This window comes from Flavonifractor sp. An82 (assembly GCF_002159265.1).
GTDB lineage: Bacteria > Bacillota > Clostridia > Oscillospirales > Oscillospiraceae > Flavonifractor.
Genome location: NZ_NFHG01000002.1, coordinates 127,131 through 148,565, shown reverse-complemented (window position 1 = coordinate 148,565; position 21,435 = coordinate 127,131). Strand labels below are relative to the sequence as shown.

20 protein-coding genes and 1 riboswitch are annotated in these 21,435 nt (G+C 62.2%); of the genes, 15 read left to right on the top strand and 5 right to left on the bottom strand.

From position 1 onward, the window contains the following. Window positions 1-85: 85 nt before the first annotated feature. The 3 genes from B5G34_RS04375 to B5G34_RS04365 are packed head-to-tail and all read left to right on the top strand — an operon-like array spanning window position 86 to window position 1,963. Window positions 86-469 (top strand): GntR family transcriptional regulator, encoded by a 384-nt coding sequence (locus B5G34_RS04375; RefSeq protein WP_087334635.1) that lies wholly within the window; start codon window positions 86-88, stop codon window positions 467-469. Next, the gene (locus B5G34_RS04370) at window positions 462-1,322 is read left to right on the top strand and encodes an ABC transporter ATP-binding protein (RefSeq protein ID WP_087334633.1); all 861 of its coding nucleotides are present in this window, start codon (window positions 462-464) and stop codon (window positions 1,320-1,322) included. The genes B5G34_RS04375 and B5G34_RS04370 overlap by 8 nt, the downstream gene beginning before the upstream one ends. Continuing rightward, complete coding sequence (locus B5G34_RS04365) at window positions 1,319-1,963, top strand: ABC-2 transporter permease (RefSeq protein ID WP_087334631.1); 645 nt, start codon at window positions 1,319-1,321, stop codon at window positions 1,961-1,963. Before B5G34_RS04370 ends, B5G34_RS04365 begins: the two co-directional genes overlap by 4 nt. 44 nt (window positions 1,964-2,007) lie before the next feature. Here the strand turns inward: B5G34_RS04365 and B5G34_RS04360 are convergent, their stop codons facing one another. Together B5G34_RS04360 and B5G34_RS04355 are read right to left on the bottom strand one after the other, a co-directional pair. Next, a complete protein-coding gene (locus tag B5G34_RS04360; RefSeq protein ID WP_343286553.1) occupies window positions 2,008-2,880 on the bottom strand; it encodes a rhomboid family intramembrane serine protease in 873 nt (290 codons plus the stop codon). Between the two features lie 110 nt (window positions 2,881-2,990). Next, complete coding sequence (locus B5G34_RS04355) at window positions 2,991-5,312, bottom strand: polysaccharide pyruvyl transferase family protein (protein WP_087334629.1); 2,322 nt, start codon at window positions 5,310-5,312, stop codon at window positions 2,991-2,993. Window positions 5,313-5,563: 251 nt separating this feature from the next. Here B5G34_RS04355 and B5G34_RS04350 point away from each other — a divergent pair, with 251 nt between their 5' ends. The 4 genes from B5G34_RS04350 to B5G34_RS04335 all read left to right on the top strand — a co-directional run bounded on the left by B5G34_RS04350 (window position 5,564) and on the right by B5G34_RS04335 (window position 10,731). After that, the gene (locus B5G34_RS04350) at window positions 5,564-6,520 is read left to right on the top strand and encodes a radical SAM protein (protein ID WP_087334627.1); all 957 of its coding nucleotides are present in this window, start codon (window positions 5,564-5,566) and stop codon (window positions 6,518-6,520) included. Between the two features lie 2 nt (window positions 6,521-6,522). Then, the gene (locus tag B5G34_RS04345) at window positions 6,523-7,767 is read left to right on the top strand and encodes an adenosylhomocysteinase (RefSeq protein ID WP_087334625.1); all 1,245 of its coding nucleotides are present in this window, start codon (window positions 6,523-6,525) and stop codon (window positions 7,765-7,767) included. 94 nt (window positions 7,768-7,861) lie between these two features. Further along, window positions 7,862-7,956: riboswitch (SAM riboswitch) on the top strand. A 74-nt stretch (window positions 7,957-8,030) separates the two neighbouring features. Then, window positions 8,031-9,212: a methionine adenosyltransferase gene (metK, locus tag B5G34_RS04340; RefSeq protein WP_087334623.1), complete on the top strand. Its 1,182-nt coding sequence runs from the start codon at window positions 8,031-8,033 to the stop codon at window positions 9,210-9,212. Between the two features lie 133 nt (window positions 9,213-9,345). Beyond that, window positions 9,346-10,731, top strand: a complete 1,386-nt coding sequence (locus B5G34_RS04335; RefSeq protein ID WP_242956829.1) for an MATE family efflux transporter — start codon at window positions 9,346-9,348, stop codon at window positions 10,729-10,731. Between the two features lie 79 nt (window positions 10,732-10,810). On the opposite strand, the gene B5G34_RS04330 is transcribed toward B5G34_RS04335, so the two are convergent. The 3 genes from B5G34_RS04330 to B5G34_RS04320 all read right to left on the bottom strand — a co-directional run bounded on the left by B5G34_RS04330 (window position 10,811) and on the right by B5G34_RS04320 (window position 14,838). Beyond that, window positions 10,811-12,466 (bottom strand): hypothetical protein, encoded by a 1,656-nt coding sequence (locus B5G34_RS04330; protein ID WP_140397191.1) that lies wholly within the window; start codon window positions 12,464-12,466, stop codon window positions 10,811-10,813. A gap of 81 nt (window positions 12,467-12,547) precedes the next feature. Next, the gene (locus B5G34_RS04325; protein WP_087334619.1) at window positions 12,548-13,216 is read right to left on the bottom strand and encodes a response regulator; all 669 of its coding nucleotides are present in this window, start codon (window positions 13,214-13,216) and stop codon (window positions 12,548-12,550) included. Window positions 13,217-13,221: 5 nt separating this feature from the next. After that, a complete protein-coding gene (locus B5G34_RS04320; protein ID WP_087334617.1) occupies window positions 13,222-14,838 on the bottom strand; it encodes a sensor histidine kinase in 1,617 nt (538 codons plus the stop codon). A gap of 202 nt (window positions 14,839-15,040) precedes the next feature. Here B5G34_RS04320 and B5G34_RS04315 point away from each other — a divergent pair, with 202 nt between their 5' ends. The 8 genes from B5G34_RS04315 to atpC all read left to right on the top strand — a co-directional run bounded on the left by B5G34_RS04315 (window position 15,041) and on the right by atpC (window position 21,411). Further along, window positions 15,041-15,742 (top strand): F0F1 ATP synthase subunit A, encoded by a 702-nt coding sequence (locus tag B5G34_RS04315; RefSeq protein WP_204245903.1) that lies wholly within the window; start codon window positions 15,041-15,043, stop codon window positions 15,740-15,742. A gap of 35 nt (window positions 15,743-15,777) precedes the next feature. Next, window positions 15,778-15,996: an ATP synthase F0 subunit C gene (gene atpE, locus B5G34_RS04310; RefSeq protein ID WP_207754525.1), complete on the top strand. Its 219-nt coding sequence runs from the start codon at window positions 15,778-15,780 to the stop codon at window positions 15,994-15,996. Between the two features lie 14 nt (window positions 15,997-16,010). Further along, a complete protein-coding gene (atpF, locus tag B5G34_RS04305; protein WP_087334611.1) occupies window positions 16,011-16,499 on the top strand; it encodes a F0F1 ATP synthase subunit B in 489 nt (162 codons plus the stop codon). Further along, window positions 16,496-17,020 carry an ATP synthase F1 subunit delta gene (gene atpH / locus B5G34_RS04300; RefSeq protein ID WP_087334609.1) on the top strand — a complete coding sequence of 175 codons (525 nt, stop codon included), beginning with the start codon at window positions 16,496-16,498 and terminating at the stop codon, window positions 17,018-17,020. The genes atpF and atpH overlap by 4 nt, the downstream gene beginning before the upstream one ends. After that, the gene (gene atpA, locus B5G34_RS04295; protein WP_087334608.1) at window positions 17,017-18,537 is read left to right on the top strand and encodes a F0F1 ATP synthase subunit alpha; all 1,521 of its coding nucleotides are present in this window, start codon (window positions 17,017-17,019) and stop codon (window positions 18,535-18,537) included. The genes atpH and atpA overlap by 4 nt, the downstream gene beginning before the upstream one ends. Continuing rightward, complete coding sequence (gene atpG / locus B5G34_RS04290) at window positions 18,525-19,406, top strand: ATP synthase F1 subunit gamma (protein WP_087334606.1); 882 nt, start codon at window positions 18,525-18,527, stop codon at window positions 19,404-19,406. The genes atpA and atpG overlap by 13 nt, the downstream gene beginning before the upstream one ends. 199 nt (window positions 19,407-19,605) lie before the next feature. Further along, window positions 19,606-21,006 carry a F0F1 ATP synthase subunit beta gene (gene atpD, locus B5G34_RS04285; RefSeq protein WP_087334604.1) on the top strand — a complete coding sequence of 467 codons (1,401 nt, stop codon included), beginning with the start codon at window positions 19,606-19,608 and terminating at the stop codon, window positions 21,004-21,006. Next, window positions 21,007-21,411, top strand: coding sequence for an ATP synthase F1 subunit epsilon (atpC, locus tag B5G34_RS04280; protein WP_087334602.1), 405 nt, complete (start codon window positions 21,007-21,009; stop codon window positions 21,409-21,411). Window positions 21,412-21,435 lie beyond the last annotated feature (24 nt).

Below are 21,435 nucleotides of genomic sequence, written 5' to 3'. Positions count from 1 at the left end.
AATTTTTCCCACCCCTTGACAAGCGTGTATATCTGTGTTATTACTGTATATGTCAAGTATATACAGAATGACAACGAGGTGCACCATGGATATCATCATCAGCAATTCCGGCGGCGTGCCCATTTATGACCAGATCACCCGGCAGATGAAGGGCCTCATCCTCCGGGGGGAGCTGCGTGAGGGGGAGGCCCTGCCCTCCATGCGGCTGCTGGCCAAGGAGCTGCGCATTTCCGTCATCACCACCAAACGCGCCTATGAAGAGCTGGAGCGGGAGGGGTTCATCACCACGGTGCCAGGCAAGGGGTGCTTTGTGGCTCCCCGAAACCTGGAGCTGGTCCACGAGGAGACCCTCCGCCGGGCAGAGGAGCATCTGTCCCAGGCGGTGGACATCGCCAAGACCGGCGGGATCACCCTGGCCGAACTGACCGAAACCCTCAGCCTTCTGTATGGAGAGGAAAGCTATGAATAACGCATTGGAAGTATCCCATCTCACCAAGGACTACGGCTCCTTCAAGCTGGACGACGTGTCCTTCACCGTGCCCGGCGGCACCATCATGGGGCTCATCGGGGAAAACGGGGCAGGCAAGTCCACCACCATTAAGTGCATCCTGAACCTCATCCATCGGGACGGGGGGACCATCACCGTCTTTGGTCGGGACAACCGGGAGGAAGAGCGGGAGGTAAAGGAACAGATCGGCGTGGTGCTGGACGAGTGCCTGTTCCACGACCTGCTCCAGCCCAGACAGATCGGCAAGATTCTCTCCAGTCTCTACCCCAACTGGGACAACAAGCTTTTCGAGCACTACCGAAAGAAGTTCGGCCTCACCGAAAACAAGACGGTGAAGGAGTTCTCCCGGGGCATGAAGATGAAGCTGGCCATCGCCGCCGCCTTTGCCACCCGGCCCCGGCTGCTCATCTTGGATGAGGCCACCTCCGGCTTGGACCCGGTGGTACGGGACGAGATTCTGGACGAATTCCTGGAGTTCATCCAGGACGAGAACCACGCCATCCTCATCTCCAGTCATATCACCAGCGACCTGGAGAAGGCAGCCGACTACATCACCTACCTGCATAAGGGCAAGGTGGCCCTCACCGGGGCCAAGGATGAGCTGCTGGACACCTACGGCAAGCTGGTATGCAGCCGGGCCGACCTGGAGCAGGTGGAGCCCGCCCTGCTGGTTGGCGTACGCACCAGCCAGTTCGGCTGTGAGGCGCTGGTGAAGGACCGCCATGCCTTCACCCGGCGCTATCCGGCCCTGACGGTGGACCCCGTCACCCTGGAGGATATCATGGTCCTGACCGGAAAGGGGGATGCCCGATGAAGGGTCTTATTTACAAAGATTTTGTGATGCTTCGCAAGCAGCTGACCACTTACCTGGTCTTTCTCATCGTCTACGGCGGCTTCTGCATTGCCGGGGTCTTTCCCACCTCTATCCTGGTGGCCCTGGTGGCAGCGGTGGGCCTCACCGTCCCTCTGTCCTCGGTGGCCACCGACGATGCCACCCACTGGGACCGCTATGCCGTGTCCACCCCCGTCAGCCGCCGGGGCATCGTGGCGGGCAAATATCTGTTCGCCGTCTTGGTCATCCTCTTGGGCGCAGTGGTCACTGCGGTGCTGATGCTCCTCTTCTGGAGCTTTGGCATGGCGGACGCCTCCCTTGAAGAGCTGCTGTCCATGGTGGCTGCTTGTATTTTCCTTACCCTGCTGCTCAATGCCGTCACCCTTCCCTTCCTGCTGAAATACGGAGCGGAGAAGGCCCGCATGATCAGTATGGTGCTCTTTGTGAGCATCTTCGGCGGCTCCATCCTGGTGGGCGGCCTCATCAGCCGGGGACTGGAGCTGCCCCGGTTCCCCGACTGGGTCCTGCTGTCCGGGCCGATCCTGCTGGCGGTGTTCTGTGTGGCAGCCTACCTGGTCTCCTACCTGATTTCCCTGGACATCTACCGCAAAAAAGAATTCTGACCACACAAAAACAGCCCCGGAGCTATGCTCCGGGGCTGTTTTTGTCATTGGATATGCACGTGGTTGTGGATGTGCTCCGAGCAGTAGCAGTAGTAGCCGTTGCACTTGGAGCAGTACCGGAACTCCTCGTCCGGGTAGTCGGTGTCGGTCTTGCCGCAGACCGCACACTTGTGGATATACCCCTTCGTTTGCTGGGCATGCTTGGTAGCCTGCTTGAAATTGACGGTCTGCCGGGAGGTCCGGTGGGCGGTCTGCCGCTTCACCCGGCCCATGGTAGCCATCAGATCATCCCAGAAGAAGATCAGGTAGTTCAGGATGGCCACAATGGGGGCCACCACGCCCACCAGGGCCAGCAGACCCAGTGAGGGAATCTTCGCCAGAGCGAGGATAATATCAAGTGCAAAGAGGGCGGCGTCCGCCCAGGCCAGCCACTTGACCTTGACGGGGATGATGATGAGCAGCACCTGCATGTCCCCGTACAGGGTGGCAAAGGCGAAGAACATGGACAGGTTCACATAGTGCATGGAAATGGTGGCCACCGGGTAGGGCAGCACCAGATAGAGGATAAAGCCCGCGATGATATTGAGCACCAGGCCCAGCAGATAGAATACCGTGAATTTTGTGGTGCCCCACTGCCGCTCCAGAATGGAGCCGATCCAGTAGTAAAAATACAGCGAGATGGCCAGGAGCAGGACCTTGTTGGTGGTAGGCACAAAGACGAAGGTGACCAGCCGCCACACCTCGCCCCGCAGGATATAGTAGGGGACAAAGGACAGGACGGAGGACAGGGAAAAGCCGGGGCTGAACTGGTCCAGCAGCCAAACCAGCGCATTGCCGATGACCACCACCAGCATCAGGTTGGGGATACCGAACCGGGAATGCTTGTAGCAGAACCGGTCCAGCCAGCGTTGTATCACACTCAAAATATTACCTCCCGTGGAACGGCTCAGCCGCCCCATTTTCCATGTGCCCCAGTGTAGCAGGGCCGCGGGGAAAATTCCCAAACAAATTGTAAATTTTACATTCGTTATTTCAGGATCTTGCGGATCTTCTCCTTCATGCCGGGGGTGAGCACCTTGGCCGCCGCACGGTAGGGCAGGGGCGGCGGGGTGAGATACTTCTGCTCCACCTGGTCGAAGGGCATGGCGGCGAAGGCCGCAAAGAAGGCCCCCCGCTTGGCGTTGTGGGTCAGGGGGAAGGCCAGCCGGGGATTGCCGGCCACCGCCTCGGCCAGAGGCCGCTCCGTCTGGCCCATCTGATCCGCCAGGGCGTCAAATACCTTCTGGCCCTTGGCGCTGTTGACCAGCACCAGGGACACCCCCTTCTCCCGGTCGGTGGGCAGGTTCAGCTTGGGGTCCAGCCCCCAGAAGTCGCCCAGAGTCAGATCCGCCGGGCGGCTGGTGCTGGTGTACCGGCACTTGGCACACACCGGCCGCAGGAAGAGCTGCATGCCGAAGCCCCGGCCGAAGGTGGTGCGGTGGAGGGGTGTGGCGGTGGTGCCACCGTCGGCAAAGCGCACTGTCATGTTGGAGTGGGACCAGCTGCCGCGGGTCTTGTCCCGGAAGCGCAGACCGGTGACAGGGGCGCCGTGCTCCGCCCCCAGCTTCTTCAGCCAGGCCTGGAACACCGCGGGAGAGGGCACGCCGTTGCACACCAGGTCGCAGGTCAGCAGATTGCCGTAGTCCCGACCCAGATAGTGCTTCAGGCCGTCCACCTGGCAGGCAAGGCCGGTAAAGAGTACCGGCTTTCCCTCCTCCAACTGCTCCTTCACCTGATGGAAGGTTTCCCCAAGATCGCTCTGAACATACTTGGAGCCCCGCATGGCGGCCAGCTCTTTCTCATTGGTAGCGCAGGTGTGCCGCACAGTCATATACCCGTCAAAGGCCGCGCCGAACACCACGCCGCCCTGATCCAGCACATGGCCCGCCAGCAGGGAGAACACGCCGCCGGAGGTGCTGCCCCCCCGGACGGTCTCATCCCGGTTCCAAACCGCGTGGGCACAGTTGGGATCGGGGCCCTTCACCGGCTGGGTGAGGGCGGGGCAGGCCTTTTCACACTTGCGGCAGAGGATGCAGTTTTCCCCCACCACCGGGCGCAGGAAGCCCTCGTGGTCGGGCTTCATCTGGATGGCCCCCACGGGACAGACGGCGGCGCAGGCGGTACAGCCGGTGCAGTCCTCCGCCTTGCACAGATCAGGGCCGTTGGTTCCCTGTGGGATGGTCTCCTCCTCCGGCATGGCGGTTCCCTCCACCGCCGCTTTCAGGTAGGCAAGAGAGTCAGCCCGGGCGGCCTCCAGCCGCTCATAGACCTGATCGTAGTCCATTTTGGCATCAATGGGGGCGGTGGTATCCAGTCCGATGATGCGGTCGGCGCACCCCAGACGAGAGAGCAGGCTGTAGATCCGGGAGAAGGTGGGCTCCCGCCGCTCCTTGGGGGACATGGAGGTAAAGAAATCCTTCCTGAACTGTAGGGAGAAGGCAGCGCCGTGGAAGGAGTTGGTCACCACAGCGGCGGCGTGCTGGAACAGGCCCAAAAACTCCCGGGGACCCGCGTCAAAGACGATCTCCCTGGCGCCCTCGATCTTCCGCCGGGCGCCTGCCAGCTGAACAATAGGCCAGCCGGTCCGCTTGGACAGCGCCAGGGCATAGGGGGCCGCCTCGCCGGGATCGGAGACGAAGTAGCACAGGATATAAGGTCCCTGGTGCTGGGGAGGCGCAGCCAGCTTGCCCCAGTCGTCGCCATTGAGCAGCAGGGTGGGGTCCAGCACCACCTTGGCCTGTCGGCCCGCCGCCTCCCGGACCAGCACCTGTCCCCGCTTCTCCCGAACAGAGAGGGCGGAGAAGGGCTCCAGAAAATGCTTCAGCTCTGCCGCCTTGTCCTCCGGCAGCTGGGGGACGCCCAGGCTGGGAGCGTAGGCAATGCGGCGGCCCTCCTTTACAAAGTCCAGCAGGAAGGCGGGGTCAAACTGCTTGTCCTGAAAAATATAGGGGTTCCAGATCTGGTCACTGCCCGACACGTAGACATCGTAGGCCGGGGGCCCCTCCCGCAGCTGCGCAAAGGAGGTATAGCGCTGAGGAGACAGTTCCATCTCCTGGGCCACAAAATCCTCAAAGCGCTGAAACCGCCGCTGGAAAGCGGCGTAGTGAAGGGCGGTATGGGCGTCAGATGCCATGTCACGTACCGCCCGGCTCTTCTTGAAGATCTGGTTGGTGCGGGTGGTGTGGGGCAGACGGTAATCAATGATCTGGCACTCATGGCCCAGGCCCTGGATGGCCTTCATGGTGGCCAGGGCCTGGAGCTGGGCGCCGTAATGATGAGCAAAATGGAATGTGATGAGTCCGGTGCGCATAGGCTCACTCCTCGTTTGTAAGCGAATGATACTGATTTTATTTAGTATATCACAGGTCGGCCCCGTTGTATATCGCCGGATTAGACATTCCGTTTATTCTGTCCGAAATACAGACAGCATTTTCTTTTTGTCTATGGCATTGCGGGAGCGAAACCGGTATGATATGATTATCTTATTCTGGATTGCCTCTGCATTTGGCGGAAGCAGGCCCGGCTTTTTCTGAGAAAGCTGTGAAAGGAGGGTGTACATCTATGAGCATACCGGCCCGGCTCAAGGCCTTCGGCATGGCAAAGGCCCTGGATTATTTGGAGCGGGATCCGGACGCCAACCTTCCAAGACTGATGGAGTGGGTGGACAGATACGCGGGGGAACGGCTTCCCCTCCCCTATCGGGATCTGTTTCATCAGGTGATGACCGATCCGGACAACAACTGGCATCGGCTGATCCGCAGTATGTATACCGACATCGACAACCGTGTTCTGAAAAAGATCTTTGAAAATTTTGTTATCCACGGCGGTCTGCTGGAGTGGCCCGCCAAGAAGGAGCAGGGTCTGCTCAATCAGGACCAGTCCCCCTGGTCGGTGATCATCTCCCCCTCCTTCCCCTGCAACATGGACTGCACCGGCTGCGGCGCGTCCATCTTCGGCGTGCGCCCCTCCATGGAGTTTGACAGTCTGGATCAGGAGTTGGAGGTACGCAAGGCCCGGGGCTGCCACCTGTTCATCTTCAGCGCCGGTAACCCTCTGTCTCAGCAGGAGGAGATCATCGCCCTGTGCAACAAGCACTCCGACTGTGTGTTTGCCGCCTTTACCCCGCCCGGCGACATCACCCCCTCCCTGTGCGCCGACCTGCTGCGGGTGGGCAACCTGTTCCCCGCCATTCAGGTGGATGTGGACCCGGCGGACGCCCAGCGGGCCTCCGACCTGCTGAAGTCGTACAAGCTGCCCTTCGGCGTGGCCTGCCGCTGTACGGCGGACAACTGGCAGCGGGTGGCTACCGAGGAATATTACGACCGGGTCATCGACAGCGGCGCCAAGTTCTGCTGGTTCTTTACCTGTCCGGCCTACGGCGGCCCGGCCTCCCCCTCTCAGGAACAGCTGGTGGATCTGCATCGCCGCATCCAGGCCTTCCGCAAAACCAAACCCCTGCTTACCCTAGATTTCTGGGACGGGCCCAGCCCTTCGGCGGCCCCCCAAGGAGGTTCATGATTATGAGTATTGTAAAAGACCCCTCTCTGGCCCCCTCCGGACGGCGGAAAATCAGCTGGGTACGGGACTTCATGCCCGCCCTGGGCAGCATCGAGGCCCGCTTTGAGAAGGAGCAGCCCTTTGCCGGCCTGCGGGTAGCGGTTTCTGTCCATTTGGAGGCCAAGACCGCCAATCTGGGCTATGTGCTTTCCAAGGGCGGCGCCGAGGTGCGGCTCACCGGCTCCAATCCTCTGTCCACCCAGGACGACGTGGCCGCCGGCCTGGCCGATCTGGGTGTGGAGACCTTCGGCATCCACGGCGCCACCGCCGAGGAGTATGAGAGCCACCTTATTGAGACCCTGAAATTCAAGCCCCACCTCATCGTGGATGACGGCGGCGACCTGGTCCACCTGCTGGGGGGCAAGTGCGCCGATCTGGGAGAAAATCTCATCGGCGGCTGTGAGGAGACCACCACCGGCATTCTGCGGCTGAAGGCCCGGGAGCGGGAGGGCATCCTGCCCTGCGCCATGATGGCGGTTAACGACGCCAAGGCCAAGCACTACTACGACAACAAGTACGGCACCGGCCAGTCCGTGTGGGACGCCATCATGCACACCTCCAACCTGGTGGTGGCGGGCAAGACCGTGGTGGTGGCCGGCTACGGCTGGTGCGGCAAGGGCGTGGCCATGCGGGCTTCCGGCATGGGGGCCAACGTGATTGTCACTGAGGTGGATCCCTTCAAGGCCCTGGACGCCACCATGAATGGCTTTCGGGTCATGCCCATGGATGAAGCTGCCGAGTACGGCGATATCTTTGTCACCGTCACCGGCTGCAAGGACGTCATCACCCCCCGCCACTTCGCCGTCATGAAGAACAACGCCATCCTCACCAACGCCGGCCACTTCGACTGCGAGGTGGACGTGAAGAGCCTAGCTGAGATGGCGGTCAAGCGGGAGATCCGCCGGGACAACATCGAAGGCTTCACCCTGCCCGACGGCAAGGTGCTCAATGTCATCGGCGAGGGGCGGCTGGTCAATCTGGCCGCCGGCAACGGCCACCCTGCCGAGATCATGGACATGTCCTTCTCCGTCCAGGCCCTGGCCCTGGAGTGGCTGGTCAAGCACCAGGACTCCCTGGAGAAGAAGCTCTATCAGGTGCCCGCCGAGATCGACGACGAGATCGGCCGGGTAAAGCTGGCCGCCATGGGCTTCGCCATTGACAAGCTGACTCCGGAGCAGGAGGAATACCTCAACGGTTGGAAGGCCTGATCAAAAAGGCCCTTTGACTCTATACAGATTCGTCCATTTGTCTATTGAAAAAGTGGGAAAAAACCGCTAGAATAGCCACAGTCAAATTGAATAAGCCTTATCGAGAGTGGTGGAGGGAACGGCCCGATGAAACCCGGCAACCTGCTTTTGCAAGGTGCCAAATCCGGCGAGGTAATCGAAAGATGAGGATGGACGAGTTCTCCGCGCTCCGCCATCCGGCGGAGCGCGTTTTTCACGTCCTACACAGAAAGGAAGGTATAACTATGGCACACCGTCTGTTCACCTCGGAGTCCGTCACCGAGGGTCATCCCGACAAAGTATGCGACCAGATCTCTGACGCCGTCCTGGACGACATCCTGGCCGCCGATCCTACCGCCCATGTGGCCTGTGAGACCTTTACCACCACCGGTATTGTCACCGTGATGGGCGAGATCACCACCTCCCACTACACCGACATTCCCGCCATCGTCCGCCGCACCGTGCAGCGCATCGGCTACACCGATCCCGCCTACGGCTTTGACTACCGCTCCTGCGCCGTCATGACCGCCATCGACGAGCAGTCCCCCGACATCGCCATGGGCGTCAACCAGTCCTTCGAGCACCAGGAGGGCGGCACCGACGCCGCCGACCTCATCGGCGCCGGCGACCAGGGCATGATGTTCGGCTACGCCTGCGACGAGACCCCCGAGCTGATGCCCGCCCCCATCTCCATGGCCCACAAGCTGTCCCGCCAGCTCACCGACGTGCGCAAGGCCGGCAAGCTGAAGTGGCTCCGCCCCGACGGCAAGAGCCAGGTCACCGTGGAGTATGACGACGACGGCAAGGTGCTCTCCTGCCCCGCCATCGTGGTTTCCACCCAGCATGACCCCGACATTGCCCTGAAGGACCTGCGGGAGGCCGTGGTGGAGGAGATCATCAAGCCCATCATCCCCGCCCAGTACATCACCAAGGACACCAAGTTCTACGTCAACCCCACCGGCCGCTTCGTGGTGGGCGGCCCCGTGGGCGACACCGGCCTCACCGGCCGCAAGATCATCGTGGACACCTACGGCGGCTCCGCTGCCCACGGCGGCGGCTGCTTCTCCGGCAAGGACCCCACCAAGGTGGACCGTTCCGCCGCCTACATGGCCCGCTACATTGCCAAGAACCTGGTGGCTGCCGGCCTGTGCCGCAAGTGCCAGATCGAGCTGGCCTACGCCATCGGCGTGGCTCACCCCGTCTCCGTGCTGGTGGACACCTACGGTACCGGCACCCTGTCCGAGGAGAAGCTGTCCGCCATCGTCAACGAATGCTTCGACATGCGCCCGGCCAAGATCATTGAGAAGCTGGACCTGCGCCGCCCCATCTACGAGCAGACTGCCGCCTACGGCCACTTCGGCCGCACCGACATTGACCTGCCCTGGGAGCACCTGGACATGGTGGAGAAGCTGAAGAGCTATCTGTAAAAATCGACCTATTTGAAAAAGTCTGCCGTGTGTATTCCACACGGCAGACTTTTTTGTGGAAAAACGACTCGGCTGCGTCGTCCGTGTGGTATGATATCCATGTATTATCCTTGGAAAGCTCAGGTGTGGCACTATGCAAGCAAAGACGGGCTCCGCCCAGGAAACGGTATTTCAGGATCTTCCCATCCCCTCCGCCCTGTGTAAAATGATCATTCCGGCGGTCACCAGTCAGCTGATCGTTCTGATCTACAACATGGCGGACACCTTTTTTGTGGGACAGACCAACAATCCCTATATGGTGGCAGGCACCTCATTGATCCTGCCCGTGTTCAACATCACCCTCTGCCTGGCCGGATTGGCGGGCATCGGCGGCGGCTCCCTGATCTCCCGCCTGCTCGGCCAGTCCCGACCCGATGAGGCCCGGCGGGTCAGCGCCTTCTCCCTCTGGCTGGGGCTGTTTATCGCAGCTCTCTTCGCCGCGGGCGTGGGCATCTTTATGGACCCGGTCCTCGGGCTGCTGGGCGCTGGAGACAACACTTACGCCTACGCCAGACAGTACGCCCTGTGCGTCATTGTGGTGGGCGGCATCCCTACAGTGCTCTCCAACGTACTGGCTAACCTGATCCGCAGCATCGGCCGTTCCAGGACGGCCAGCACCGGCATCATTCTGGGCGGGGTACTGAACATCGCCCTGGACCCTCTGTTTATGTTCGTGCTGCTGCCGGAGGGCCACGAGGTGCTGGGCGCGGGGCTGGCCACCTGTCTTTCCAACTGTGTGGCCTTTCTCTTCTTCCTGTCCGTCCTGCTGCGGATGGGCCGAAGTTCCATCATCACCTTTCTCCCCAAAGGCGGCCTGCCCGGCCGGGACAGCATCCTGGCCGTATTCGGCGTGGGTATCCCCTCCGCCATTACCACCTTCCTGTTTGATCTGGACTATGTCATCATCGACAAGCTGATGGTCTCCTACCACGATCTGGCCCTGGCCGCCATCGGTATCGTGCTGAAGGTGGAGCGCTTCCCGCTGAATGTGGGCGTGGGCATCTGTCAGGGCATGCTGCCCCTGGTGGCCTACAACTACTCCGCCGGCAATGAGCAGCGCATGAACGATGCCATCCGCCTCTCCCGCAGGCTGGGCCTGATCGTGGCCGGCATCAGTATCGTGCTGTATGAGGTCTTTGCCGTCCAGTTCTCCCACCTGTTCATCTCCGATCCCCAGACGGTGGAGCTGGCCTCCCAGTTCCTGCGCATCCGGGTACTGGCCACGCCCCTGATGTTCTTGAGTTTCTTCACCGTCTATCTGTTCCAGTCCTTCGGCAAGGGACGGATCTCCCTCTTCCTGGGGGTGACCCGGTGGCTGGACTTCAACATCCCCATGCTCTTCCTTTTGAACGCACTTGTGGGCATGTTCGGCATCGTCTGGTCCCAGGTGACTGCCGACACCCTGACCGTTCTCCTGTCCTTCTACATCTATCGGAGGTACAAGCCTTCAGGCGCCTCCCTGGCCGAAAGAAAGCATTAAAATAACAGCAGCCCCAGGGTCCAAAGGACCCTGGGGCTGCTGTTGTTTATCAGGATTCGGACCGGTGCAGCCAGTCATTTTATTCTGCAAAGGGTTTCTTCCGCTTCACCAGCCAGCAGGCCCGCTCTCCCCGCAGGAAGCCCTGCTCCAGCAGGTGGTGGAGCTCATCGGTGAGGATGCCGGGCACCACGTTGGAATAGTCCAGCCCGGAGCCGTTGTGGTCGGTCTGGGCCGCAGCCATGGTGGCGGGATTGAGGAGCAGCAGCCGGGTGATCAGCTCCCGCACCGTGGGCACTGCCCCGCTCTCGGTCAGCTCCGCCAGCAGCTGCAGCTTCAGGGGGGACCAGAAGGGCTCCCGCATGGTCCGGCACGTCACCAGATGGACGCGCTCCCGGCCCGCCCGGCTGACGCAGCCCCCATACCAGGCCGCCATACTTTGGGCCAGCTCTCCCGATTGCGCTTCCTCCTGGAACAGGGCATGGAGCATCTCGGGCAGGGAAGTCCAGGGCTCCCGTCCCAGATCCCGGTACAGCTGCAGCAGCTGCCGGTAGCAGCCGGTGTAATAGTCTCTGTATGGAGCATCCAGCTTTTGAAAGAGCTCCTCTCCGCAGCCCGGCCGCTCCTCCTCGCACAGGGACAGAAAGAGCATGGCGCCCAGGGCCGGCGAGATCTCCCGTCCCTCCCCGCCGTTGCACAGGGTGGCGGAGAGAAAATCTACGGCCAGATTGAAGAGCCGACCCGGGGACAGTCCCACCTTATGGCTGTCCATGAGCCGGGTAAGGGCCGTGGAGGCCAGCTTCCGGACCAGATTCCACTCAGTGGCCGGGTAGATAGAGATGAGCCGCGGGGGCTGCCCCTCCTCCCGGCGGTAGGTGAAGGTATACTTTTCCCACCGGCTGCCGTGGAGCTTGTCCGGCACCAGGAGGGAGTGGTTCTCCGTCCAGGCGGAAAAGGGTCCGCAGTCCTCCAGGGTATAGCGGGTCACCAGCTGGGGCAGGGCCAGAGAGGCCTCCAAAATGCGGGTCTTTTTCCAGCTTTCGATGATGTGGGCGTCGATACCGCTGGCCTCGGATATGTAAGAGACGGGCAGGTCGTGGAGCAGCGCCCGATCCACCGCGTTTCCCAGGCGGAAGGTGCACAGGCCGGTATGGTCAAAACCGGGATAGGACCCGGCCATCTCCCGCAGGGCCTGGGGCCGTCGGCCTCTGGGATGCCACAGCTCCACCGTCAGCGGGCGGCCCCACAGGCGCAGGTCATGGATGTGTACCGCCTCCCAGGCAGGTTTTTTCCGCCGTCTCTTTGGCGCCTCCTCCTGCCACTCAAACACCGCCCGGAACCGGTCGGCAAAATCGTAGCAGCAGGCGGGTTTTCGCCCCATCTTCTCATAGCAGGGGCAGCCACTCCGGCAGAGCTCCTCTCGCACCTCATCCTGCTCATGTCCGAAGTGGATCAGCCGTGCCGGCAGCCTCTCATAGGGCTCCAGGCAGCGCTGCCGTCCCCCATTATAGTCGGGACTCTCTCCAGGTTCCACCTGCGCACATTCAAAGCGGGGGCAGAGAAACAGCCTGCCCTCCCCGCTGCCCGGCGCGGCCCATGAATCGGGGTCACCCTGCATCCAGTGCAGGGCAGCGTTTCCGCGCTCCTCCGGGGACAGCAGGCTCCACCGGTCATAGGACATGGCCCGGCTCTGACAGCAGTATCCCGCTCTCCCGGGCGTTTCATCCTTTCTCGCCATATATCCTCCAGCCTTTCCGCCGCCTATGGTCCTTTTCTCCATTTTACGCACAAAACGGGCCCCGGGCAAGGGGAAGTTTGCCTAGTTCTTCATGCGATACAGCCGGCAGGGGCGGCCGCCGGTATCATAGTTGATCACGCTGAAGGCCTCCCCCCGCTCCACCAGATAGTTGGCGTAGCGGCGCACGGTCACCACCGACAGATTGGTCTGGCGGGAGATGGCCTCGCTGGGCAGGCCCTGCTCCGGTGCGGCACGGAGGCATTCCCGGATGAGTTTCAGGGTGCTCTCCTGCAAGCCCTTGGGCACGGCGTGCTCCCCTGACTCCGGCGGGGCAAACAGCTTGTCCAGCTCCCCCTGGGTCACCGCCTCCCCTGTCACCGCCTCCCGGTGCCGGCAGAAGGTATCCAGGGCCTGCTGAAACCGTTCAAAGGTAAAGGGCTTGACCAGATAATCCACCACGCCCATTTTCAGCAGCTGGTCCACGGTGGCGGCGTCGTTGGCAGCAGTGACCATGATGGCGTCTACCGCCACAGCCCGTTCCCGGAGGGCCCGGAGCAGTTCCACCCCGGTAAACAAGGGCATATATACATCCAGAACCACCAGGTCCACCGGGTTCTGGCACAGCCACTCCAGGGCGGAGCGGCCGTCCTGGAAGGTTTGAACCACCCGAAAGCGGGCATCCTTTTCAGTGAAGGTACGGTCCAGCAGAGAGACCATGGGATCGTCCTCCACGATCACCACACGATACATGCCAATCACTCCTTGTCCACCGGGCCGTTCTCCCGGCAAAAGCTGAGAAAGAACGACGTACCCACGCCGCTCTCTGATTCCACCCGGATCTCCCCATGGTAGGCCTCCACCACCTCATGGACCAGGGACAGGCCGGTACCCCGGCTGCGTCCCTTGGTGGATACCCCCCGCTGAAACAGGGTCTCCCGCAGTTCGGCCGGGATGCCCGGTCCGGTGTCCTCCACACAGAGGAGCAGGCTGTCCTCTCCCTCCCGGATGCTCACCGAGATCTCCTTGGTGGTGCAGCGGGACTGGTTGAGCCCCTCAATGGCATTTTCGATCAGGTTGCCCAGGATGGTCACATAGGCCTCCGGCGGCAGCCAGGGGCTCTCCTCGCTGAGGGCGCTCTCCCAGTCCAGCCGCAGCCGGATGCCCAGTTCGTTGGCCCGGCTGGTCTTGCCCACCAGCAGCGCCGCCACCGAGGGCTGGCGGATCTGGCTCATGATGCGGCTCACCGCCTCCCGCTGGGTACGGGTGGTGTCCATAATGTACTGCTGAGCCTTCTCCGGCTCCCCGATCTGGAGCAGTCCCAGGATCACATGGAGCTTGTTCATAAATTCATGGGTGTAGGCCCGCATGGCCTCCACCATATGGCGCACACCGGTGAGATCGTCCGCCATGCGGGTAAGCTCGGTGCGGTTGCGGAAAATGCTCACCGCACCGGCCAGCTTGCCGTCCTCGCGGATGGGCAGGCGGTCAGCCAGCACCCGGATGTTCTTCAGGGACTGCATGCTCACATTGTACTCCGCCTGTCCGGTACGCAGCACCCGGTCCAGGGTGGAGCGGGGATAGACCTGATGGAGCGGACGGCCCAGGGCGGTCTTCCGGTCCATGGAGAGCATCTCCGCCGCTGCTGCGTTGAGAAATATCACCTTCTCCTCCCCGTCGATGGCCAGAATGCCCTCCTCCAGCGCGTCCAGAATGTCCTCCCGCTGGTGGAACTGCCGGGCAAAGGCGTCCGGTTCATAGCCCATCAGGGAGCGCTTGATGCTGCGGGACAGCCGCATGGCCAGCAGGCAGCCCAGCACCGCCGCCACCACGCCCACAGCCAGCAGCCGCAGGGCGGTACCCAGCCCCACCAGGGCCATACTGCGGAAATAGACCCCCACGATGACAAAGCCGATCACATCCCCCGCCTCATCCCGCACAGAGGCATAGGCGGAGTGGTCGGAGCCCATGGGGCCGGTTTCGTTGGAGGTATAGGGGGCGGCTCCCGCCAGGGCATCGGCCTGGGCGACGCCGGAATAGGCCGTGCCTATGAGAGACCGGTCGGGCACGTAGATCAGGGTGGACCGGGTGTCCCCCACCAGGATCAGGTCGATATCTGAGGTCAGCTCGGTGGTCTCGTCCAAATAATCGGCCAGTTCCTCCACGGTATATGCCCCTTGCAGGGTTTCCCGGAGCAAGGGCACCCGGGAGAGGATGGAGGCAGAGTTGAGCAGATTGTTGTCCAGCGCCCTCTGCTCACTGCGCAGGGTGAAATAGAGGGTCCCCGCCAGAGAGAGGGCAATGGACACAATGACGACGATGAGATTCATCCGCATGAGCCGGGCGCGGATGGAAGCTGAGGCCTGTATGGGCATGAGGATCCGCCTCCTTTGCTATCAGTATAGAAAAAACCAAAGGACCTGTCAAACAGGTCCTGGTCTCAGAATATCAGCACGCTTTCCTCTTAGTAACTATATATAATACAATGTTTTGTCAATTTTCAATACTTTTTTTACTTTCAAAAGGATTACGAAAACTCCGCTCCGGTAGTAAGATGATCCCTGCGAAAACGAGGTGATGCATTTGGAGGCATTCAAGGAAACCCTGGTGGAGGAGCTGGGGAACCGCGTGGCGTTCACCATCCCACTGTTTGGGGGGATCCCGGTGGCGGACTCCGTAGTGGTGACGTGGATCGTCATGGCAGTGCTGCTGGCGGCGGCCCTGCTGCTGACCCGGAACCTGAGCGTCCGCAATCCGGGCAAGATGCAGATCGCCCTGGAGAGCGCCGTGCAGTTCCTGAACGGCTTCGTCAAGACCAACATCGGCGAGCATTGGCGGCCCTTCGCTCCCTGGCTGGGCACGGTGGCGCTGTACATCGGATTTGCCAATATCATCGGCATCTTTGGTCTGACGCCCCCCACCAAGGACATCAGCGTGACCACGGCGCTGGCCCTGATGAGCATGCTGCTCATCTACGGGGCGCAGTTCCGGTACAACGGGCTGCTGGGCGGACTGAAAAAATTTGCCGCGCCCATGCCGCTGCTGCTGCCCATCAATCTGATGGAGGTGGTCATCCGGCCCCTGGCCCTGTGTATGCGTCTGTTCGGCAACGTGTTGGGCGCCTTCATCATCATGGAGATGCTCAAGTTCGTGGCTCCGGTGATCCTGCCGGCGGTGTTCAGCATCTACTTCGACCTGTTTGACGGGTTGATCCAAATGGTCGTCTTTGTATTCCTCACCACTTTGTTCACCGGCGAGGGCATCAAAGAGGAAGAGTGATCCAACAAACATTTGATTGACTGGAGGAAATTATCATGTCTATGGCTATCATTGCTGCTGCTGTCGCAGTCTTCACCGGCATCGGCGCCGGTATCGGCATCGGTTTTGCCACCGGCAAGGCCAGCGAGGCCATTGCCCGTCAGCCCGAGGCTTCCGGCAAGATCAACAGCGCCCTGCTGCTGGGCTGCGCCCTGGCAGAAGGTACCGCTATCTTCGGCTTCATCACCGCTCTGCTCATCATCTTCGTCGGTTAAAGGGGGCGTCCCCAATGCTGGAGTTCCATCTTTCCACCATTCTCTTTACCATCGTCAACCTGCTGATCCTCTTCCTGCTGATGAAGAAGTTCCTCTTTGCCCGGGTCAACGCCGTGCTGGAGCAGCGGGCCGCCCTGGTCAAGAGCGAAATTGCCTCTGCTGAGGACAACAACCGTCAGGCTCAGGAGCTGAAAACCCAGTATGAGAGCAAGCTGACCGACGCCCGGCACGAGGCCGCCAAGATCGTGGCCGACGCCCAGAACCGGGCCCAGCGGGTCTACGAGGGCAAGATGGCCGAGGCCGAGACCGACGCCAAGCGGCTGCGCAGCCAGGCGGAGGCTCAGATCCGCACCGAGCGGGACACCATGCTGCGGGGCGCCCGCAACGAGGTAGCCTCCCTGGCTCTGCTGGCCGCCGCCAAGGTGGCCCAGCGGTCCATGGACGGTGCGGCCGACAAGGCTCTGGTGGACACCTTTCTGTCGGAAGTGGGTGAGCAGGCATGAACGAGCTGGCCCGCCGCTACGCAGAGGCCCTCTACCAGATCTCTCCCAATGAGGATGCCCTGGACTCCACCGCCCAGGTTCTGATGGAGGACGCCCCTCTCTGGGAGTCCCTCCGCTCTCCCGCCATCCAGGCTTGGGAGAAGGAGCGGGTGCTGGCCCGGCTGCCCCAGTTGGACGGCCACGGTCTGCTGCTGCGCTTTTACTGCCTGCTGGCCCAAAAGGGCCGCATAGCCCTGCTGCCTGATATCCTGGAGGCCTTTCACGACAAGGCCCTGGCCCAGCGGGGGGCGGCCCGCTGCCGCCTGACCTGCGTCCGGGTTCCCGGCCAGGCGGAGCTGGAAAAGCTGAAAAAGGCCCTGTGCCGGCTCCACTACAAGCAGGATATCGTATTTGACATACGCACCGATCCGTCCCTGCTGGGCGGCTTCACCCTGGAGATCGAGGGCGTGACTTATGACAAGAGCGTCCGCGGGGCGCTGGTCGGCCTGACCCGGCAACTGGAAGAGAGGCGAATGGCATGAAAACCAAACCGGAAGAAATCGTCTCCATCCTGCGGGAGGAGATTGAAGGATATGATACCCGGGTCCGCCGGGATGAGACCGGCACCGTACTGGAGGTGGGCGACGGCATCGCCACCGTCTACGGTCTGGACAAGGCGGTGTACGGTGAGCTGGTAGAGCTGGACACCGGCGTGAAGGGCATGGTCATGAATCTGGCCCGTGACAGCGTGGGCGTGGTGCTGCTGGGCAGCGATGCCGGCGTCCGGGAGGGCACCGTGGTGCGCCGCACCGGCCGCCCCGCCGACGTGCCTGTGGGCGATGGTCTGGTGGGCCGGGTGGTGGATGTGCTGGGCCAGCCCATCGACGGTCTGGGCCCCATCAACGCCACCGAGACCCGCCCCATCGAGCATGAGGCCAGCGGCGTAGTCAGCCGGGAGCCCGTCAATGTGCCCCTCCAGACCGGCATTCTGGCCATCGACGCCATGGTACCCATCGGCCGGGGCCAGCGTGAGCTCATCATCGGCGACCGGCAGACCGGCAAGACTGCCATCGCTGTGGACGCCATTCTGAACCAGAAGGGCCAGGATGTGATCTGCATCTATGTGGCCATTGGCCAGAAGGCCTCCACCGTGGCCCGCATCCAGGACACACTGAAAAAGCACGGCGCCATGGATTATTCCATCATCGTGTCCTCCACCGCCAGCGAGTCCGCCCCCCTGCAGTATATCGCCCCCTACTCCGGCGCCGCCATGGGCGAATATTTTATGAGCAAGGGCAAGGACGTGCTCATCGTCTACGACGATCTGTCCAAGCACGCGGTGGCCTACCGTACCCTGTCCCTGCTGCTCAAGCGGTCCCCCGGCCGTGAGGCCTACCCCGGCGACGTGTTCTACCTGCACTCCCGTCTGCTGGAGCGTGCCTGCCGCCTGACCAAGGAATACGGCGGCGGCTCCATGACCGCCCTGCCCATCATCGAGACCCAGGCCGGCGACGTGTCAGCCTACATCCCCACCAACGTCATTTCCATCACCGACGGCCAGATCTATCTGGAAAACGACCTGTTCTTCTCCGGCCAGCGCCCCGCCGTCAACGTGGGCCTGTCGGTATCCCGTGTGGGCGGCTCCGCCCAGACCCGGGCCATCAAGAAGACCGCCGGTACCCTGCGCATCGACCTGGCCCGGTTCCGGGAGCTGGAGGTGTTCACCCAGTTTGCCTCCGACCTGGACCCCGCCACCCAGCAGGCTCTGGACCACGGCCGCCGTCTGCTGGAGCTGCTCAAGCAGCCCCTGTACCATCCCATGCCGGTGAGCCGCCAGGCCATGATCCTGTATGTGGCCACCAACGGTCTGGTGGACGACGTGCCCCTGGACAAGGTACGCTCCTTCGTGCTGGACTTTGCCCAGGAGATGGAGAACGAGCACGCCGATGTGGTAGATAAGATCGAATCCACCGGAAACCTGAGCGGTCCCGCCATCGAGACCATTCGCTCGATACTGGAGGACGCCAAGAAGCGGGTGAGTGCCACATGGCAAGCATAAAGGAGATCCGGACCCACATCAAGAGCGTGGAGCAGACCCTGAAGATCACCAACGCCATGTATCTCATCTCCTCCTCCAACCTGCGGAAGGCCCGCAAGCAGCTCACCGATGTGGAGCCCTACTTCCGGAAAATCGAGGTCACCATCTCCGATATCCTCCACCACTCCCCGGAGATCAGCCACGTCTTCTTTGACAAGCGTCCCGGCGTACAGCCGGCGGACCGGAAGATCGGCTATATCGTCATCACCGGCGACAAGGGTCTGGCCGGCGCCTATAACCACAACATTCTGAAGCTGGCCGAGCAGAAGATGAGCCAGAGCGCCCACACCAGCCTCTTTGTGGTGGGTCAGGTGGGCCGCTCCTACTTCCAGGAGCACGGGATACCCATCGACGTAGAATTTCTCTACACCGCCCAGGACCCCAACATGGCCCGGGCCCGGGACATGGCCGAGCTGATGCTGGACCTCTACCTGGAGGAGCAGCTGGACGAGGTATACATCATCTTCACCAGGATGGTCAATACCTTCCAGATGGAGCCCACCATCCACAAGCTGCTCCCCCTGGACCCGGACGTGTTCCCCGAGTATGAGAAAAACCGGGACAGCTACAACCGGGACGTGGCCTATGTGCCCTCGGTGAAGGCGGTCATGGATCGTCTGGTCCCCGGCTATGTGAAGGGGGACATCTTCGGCGCACTGGTGGAGTCCTACTGCTCCGAGCAGAATTCCCGCATGACCGCCATGAAGTCCTCCAGCGACAACGCCCGGGCCATGCTGCAAAGCCTGAACCTGTCCTACAACCGTGCCCGGCAGGCCGCCATCACCCAGGAGATCACCGAGGTGGTGGGCGGCGCCCAGGCCGCGTTCTAAGTTATCCAGGGGGGACTTTGTCCCCCCTAGATACGTCGGCAGTTCCAGAAGAAACTGCCGACGATACCCCCCTCACCCACCCACGGCGCGGGTGGTTGCGGCCGCCGCGGCCGCAAGCTGAGGTGTGCTGCGCAGGCGCATGTCCTGCTCCGCACTGATTTCATTTTCCGATGCTGAACGCCCGAAAGGGGATTGCAATATGAACGAAAACAAAGGAACCATCGTACAGGTCATGGGACCTGTAGTAGACGTGGCCTTCCAGGGCGGCGCCCTGCCTGAGATCAAGGAAGCCCTTGAGGTGGAGCTGGACGGCAAGCGCCAGGTCATGGAGGTGGCCCAGCACGTAGGAGGCGACACGGTGCGCTGCATCATGCTCTCCCCCAGCGAGGGTCTGGGCCGGGGCATGGAGGTAACCGCCACCGGCGCCCCCATCTCCATCCCCGTGGGCGAGGGCGTGCTGGGCCGTATGTTCAACGTGCTGGGCGACGCCATCGACGAAAAGGGCCCCGTCAAGTCCAAGGAGAAGTGGTCCATCCACCGTCAGCCCCCCGCCTTTGAGAACCAGCGCCCCGTGGTGGACATCTTCGAGACCGGCATCAAGGTCATCGACCTGCTGGCCCCCTACGCCAAGGGCGGCAAGATCGGCCTGTTCGGCGGCGCCGGCGTGGGCAAGACCGTACTCATTCAGGAGTTGATCCACAACATCGCCACCGAGCACGGCGGCTACTCCATCTTCACCGGCGTAGGCGAGCGTACCCGCGAGGGCAACGACCTGTGGCGTGAGATGACCGAGTCGGGCGTCATTGAGAAGACCGCTCTGGTCTTCGGTCAGATGAACGAGCCCCCCGGAGCCCGTATGCGTGTGGCCCTCACCGGCCTGACCATGGCGGAGTATTTCCGGGATCAGGAGAAGCAGAACGTGCTGCTCTTCATCGACAACATCTTCCGTTACATCCAGGCCGGCTCCGAGGTGTCCGCCCTGATGGGCCGTATGCCCTCCGCCGTGGGCTATCAGCCCACCCTGGCCAACGAGCTGGGTGCCCTGCAGGAGCGCATCACCTCCACCAAGGACGGCTCCATCACCTCCGTACAGGCGGTCTACGTCCCCGCCGACGATCTGACCGACCCCGCCCCCGCCACCACCTTCGCCCATCTGGACGCCACCACCGTCCTCTCCCGTAAGATCGTGGAGATGGGCATCTACCCCGCCGTGGACCCCCTGGAGTCCACCTCCCGCATTCTGGAGCCCGACGTGGTGGGCGAGCGCCACTACAAGATCGCCCGCAGCACCCAGGAGCTGCTCCAGCGCTACCGTGAACTCCAGGACATCATCGCCATCCTGGGCATGGAGGAGCTGAGCGAAGAGGACCGCCGCACCGTGGAGCGGGCCCGCCGCATTCAGCAGTTCTTCTCCCAGCCCTTCTCGGTGGCCGAGCAGTTCACCGGCCTGGAGGGCCGCTATGTAAAGCTGGAGGACACCCTCCGCTCCTTCGAGACCATCCTGGGCGGCGAGCTGGACAAGTACCCCGAGGCCGCCTTCAGCAACGTGGGTAACGTGGACGAGGTCATTGCCAAGGCCAAGAAGATGGGGGCGGTGTAAATGGCCGAGACCAGCACCTTCCATCTGGAGATCATCACCCCGGAGCGCCAGTTCTACATCGGCCCCGCCGAGGCCCTGGTGCTTCCTGCGGTGGACGGCCAGATGGGCATTTACCCCGGCCATGAGCCGGTGGTCACCGCCATTGAGCCCGGCGAACTGCGCTACAAAGCGGACGGCAAATGGGAGCCCGCCGCAGTGGGCGCCGGCTTTGCCGAAATCAAGCCGGACTATGTGATCCTGCTGGTGGGCTTTGCCGAGCACCCCGAGGAGATCGACCGGAAGCGGGCCGAGGCCGCCCGACAGCGGGCCGAGGAGCGCCTGCGCCAGAAGCAGAGCATCCACGAATACTATCACTCCAAGGCCGCTCTGGCCCGGGCCATGGCCCGGCTCAAAACCCGGCGCTGAACATAAAAAACGCCCAACTCCTAT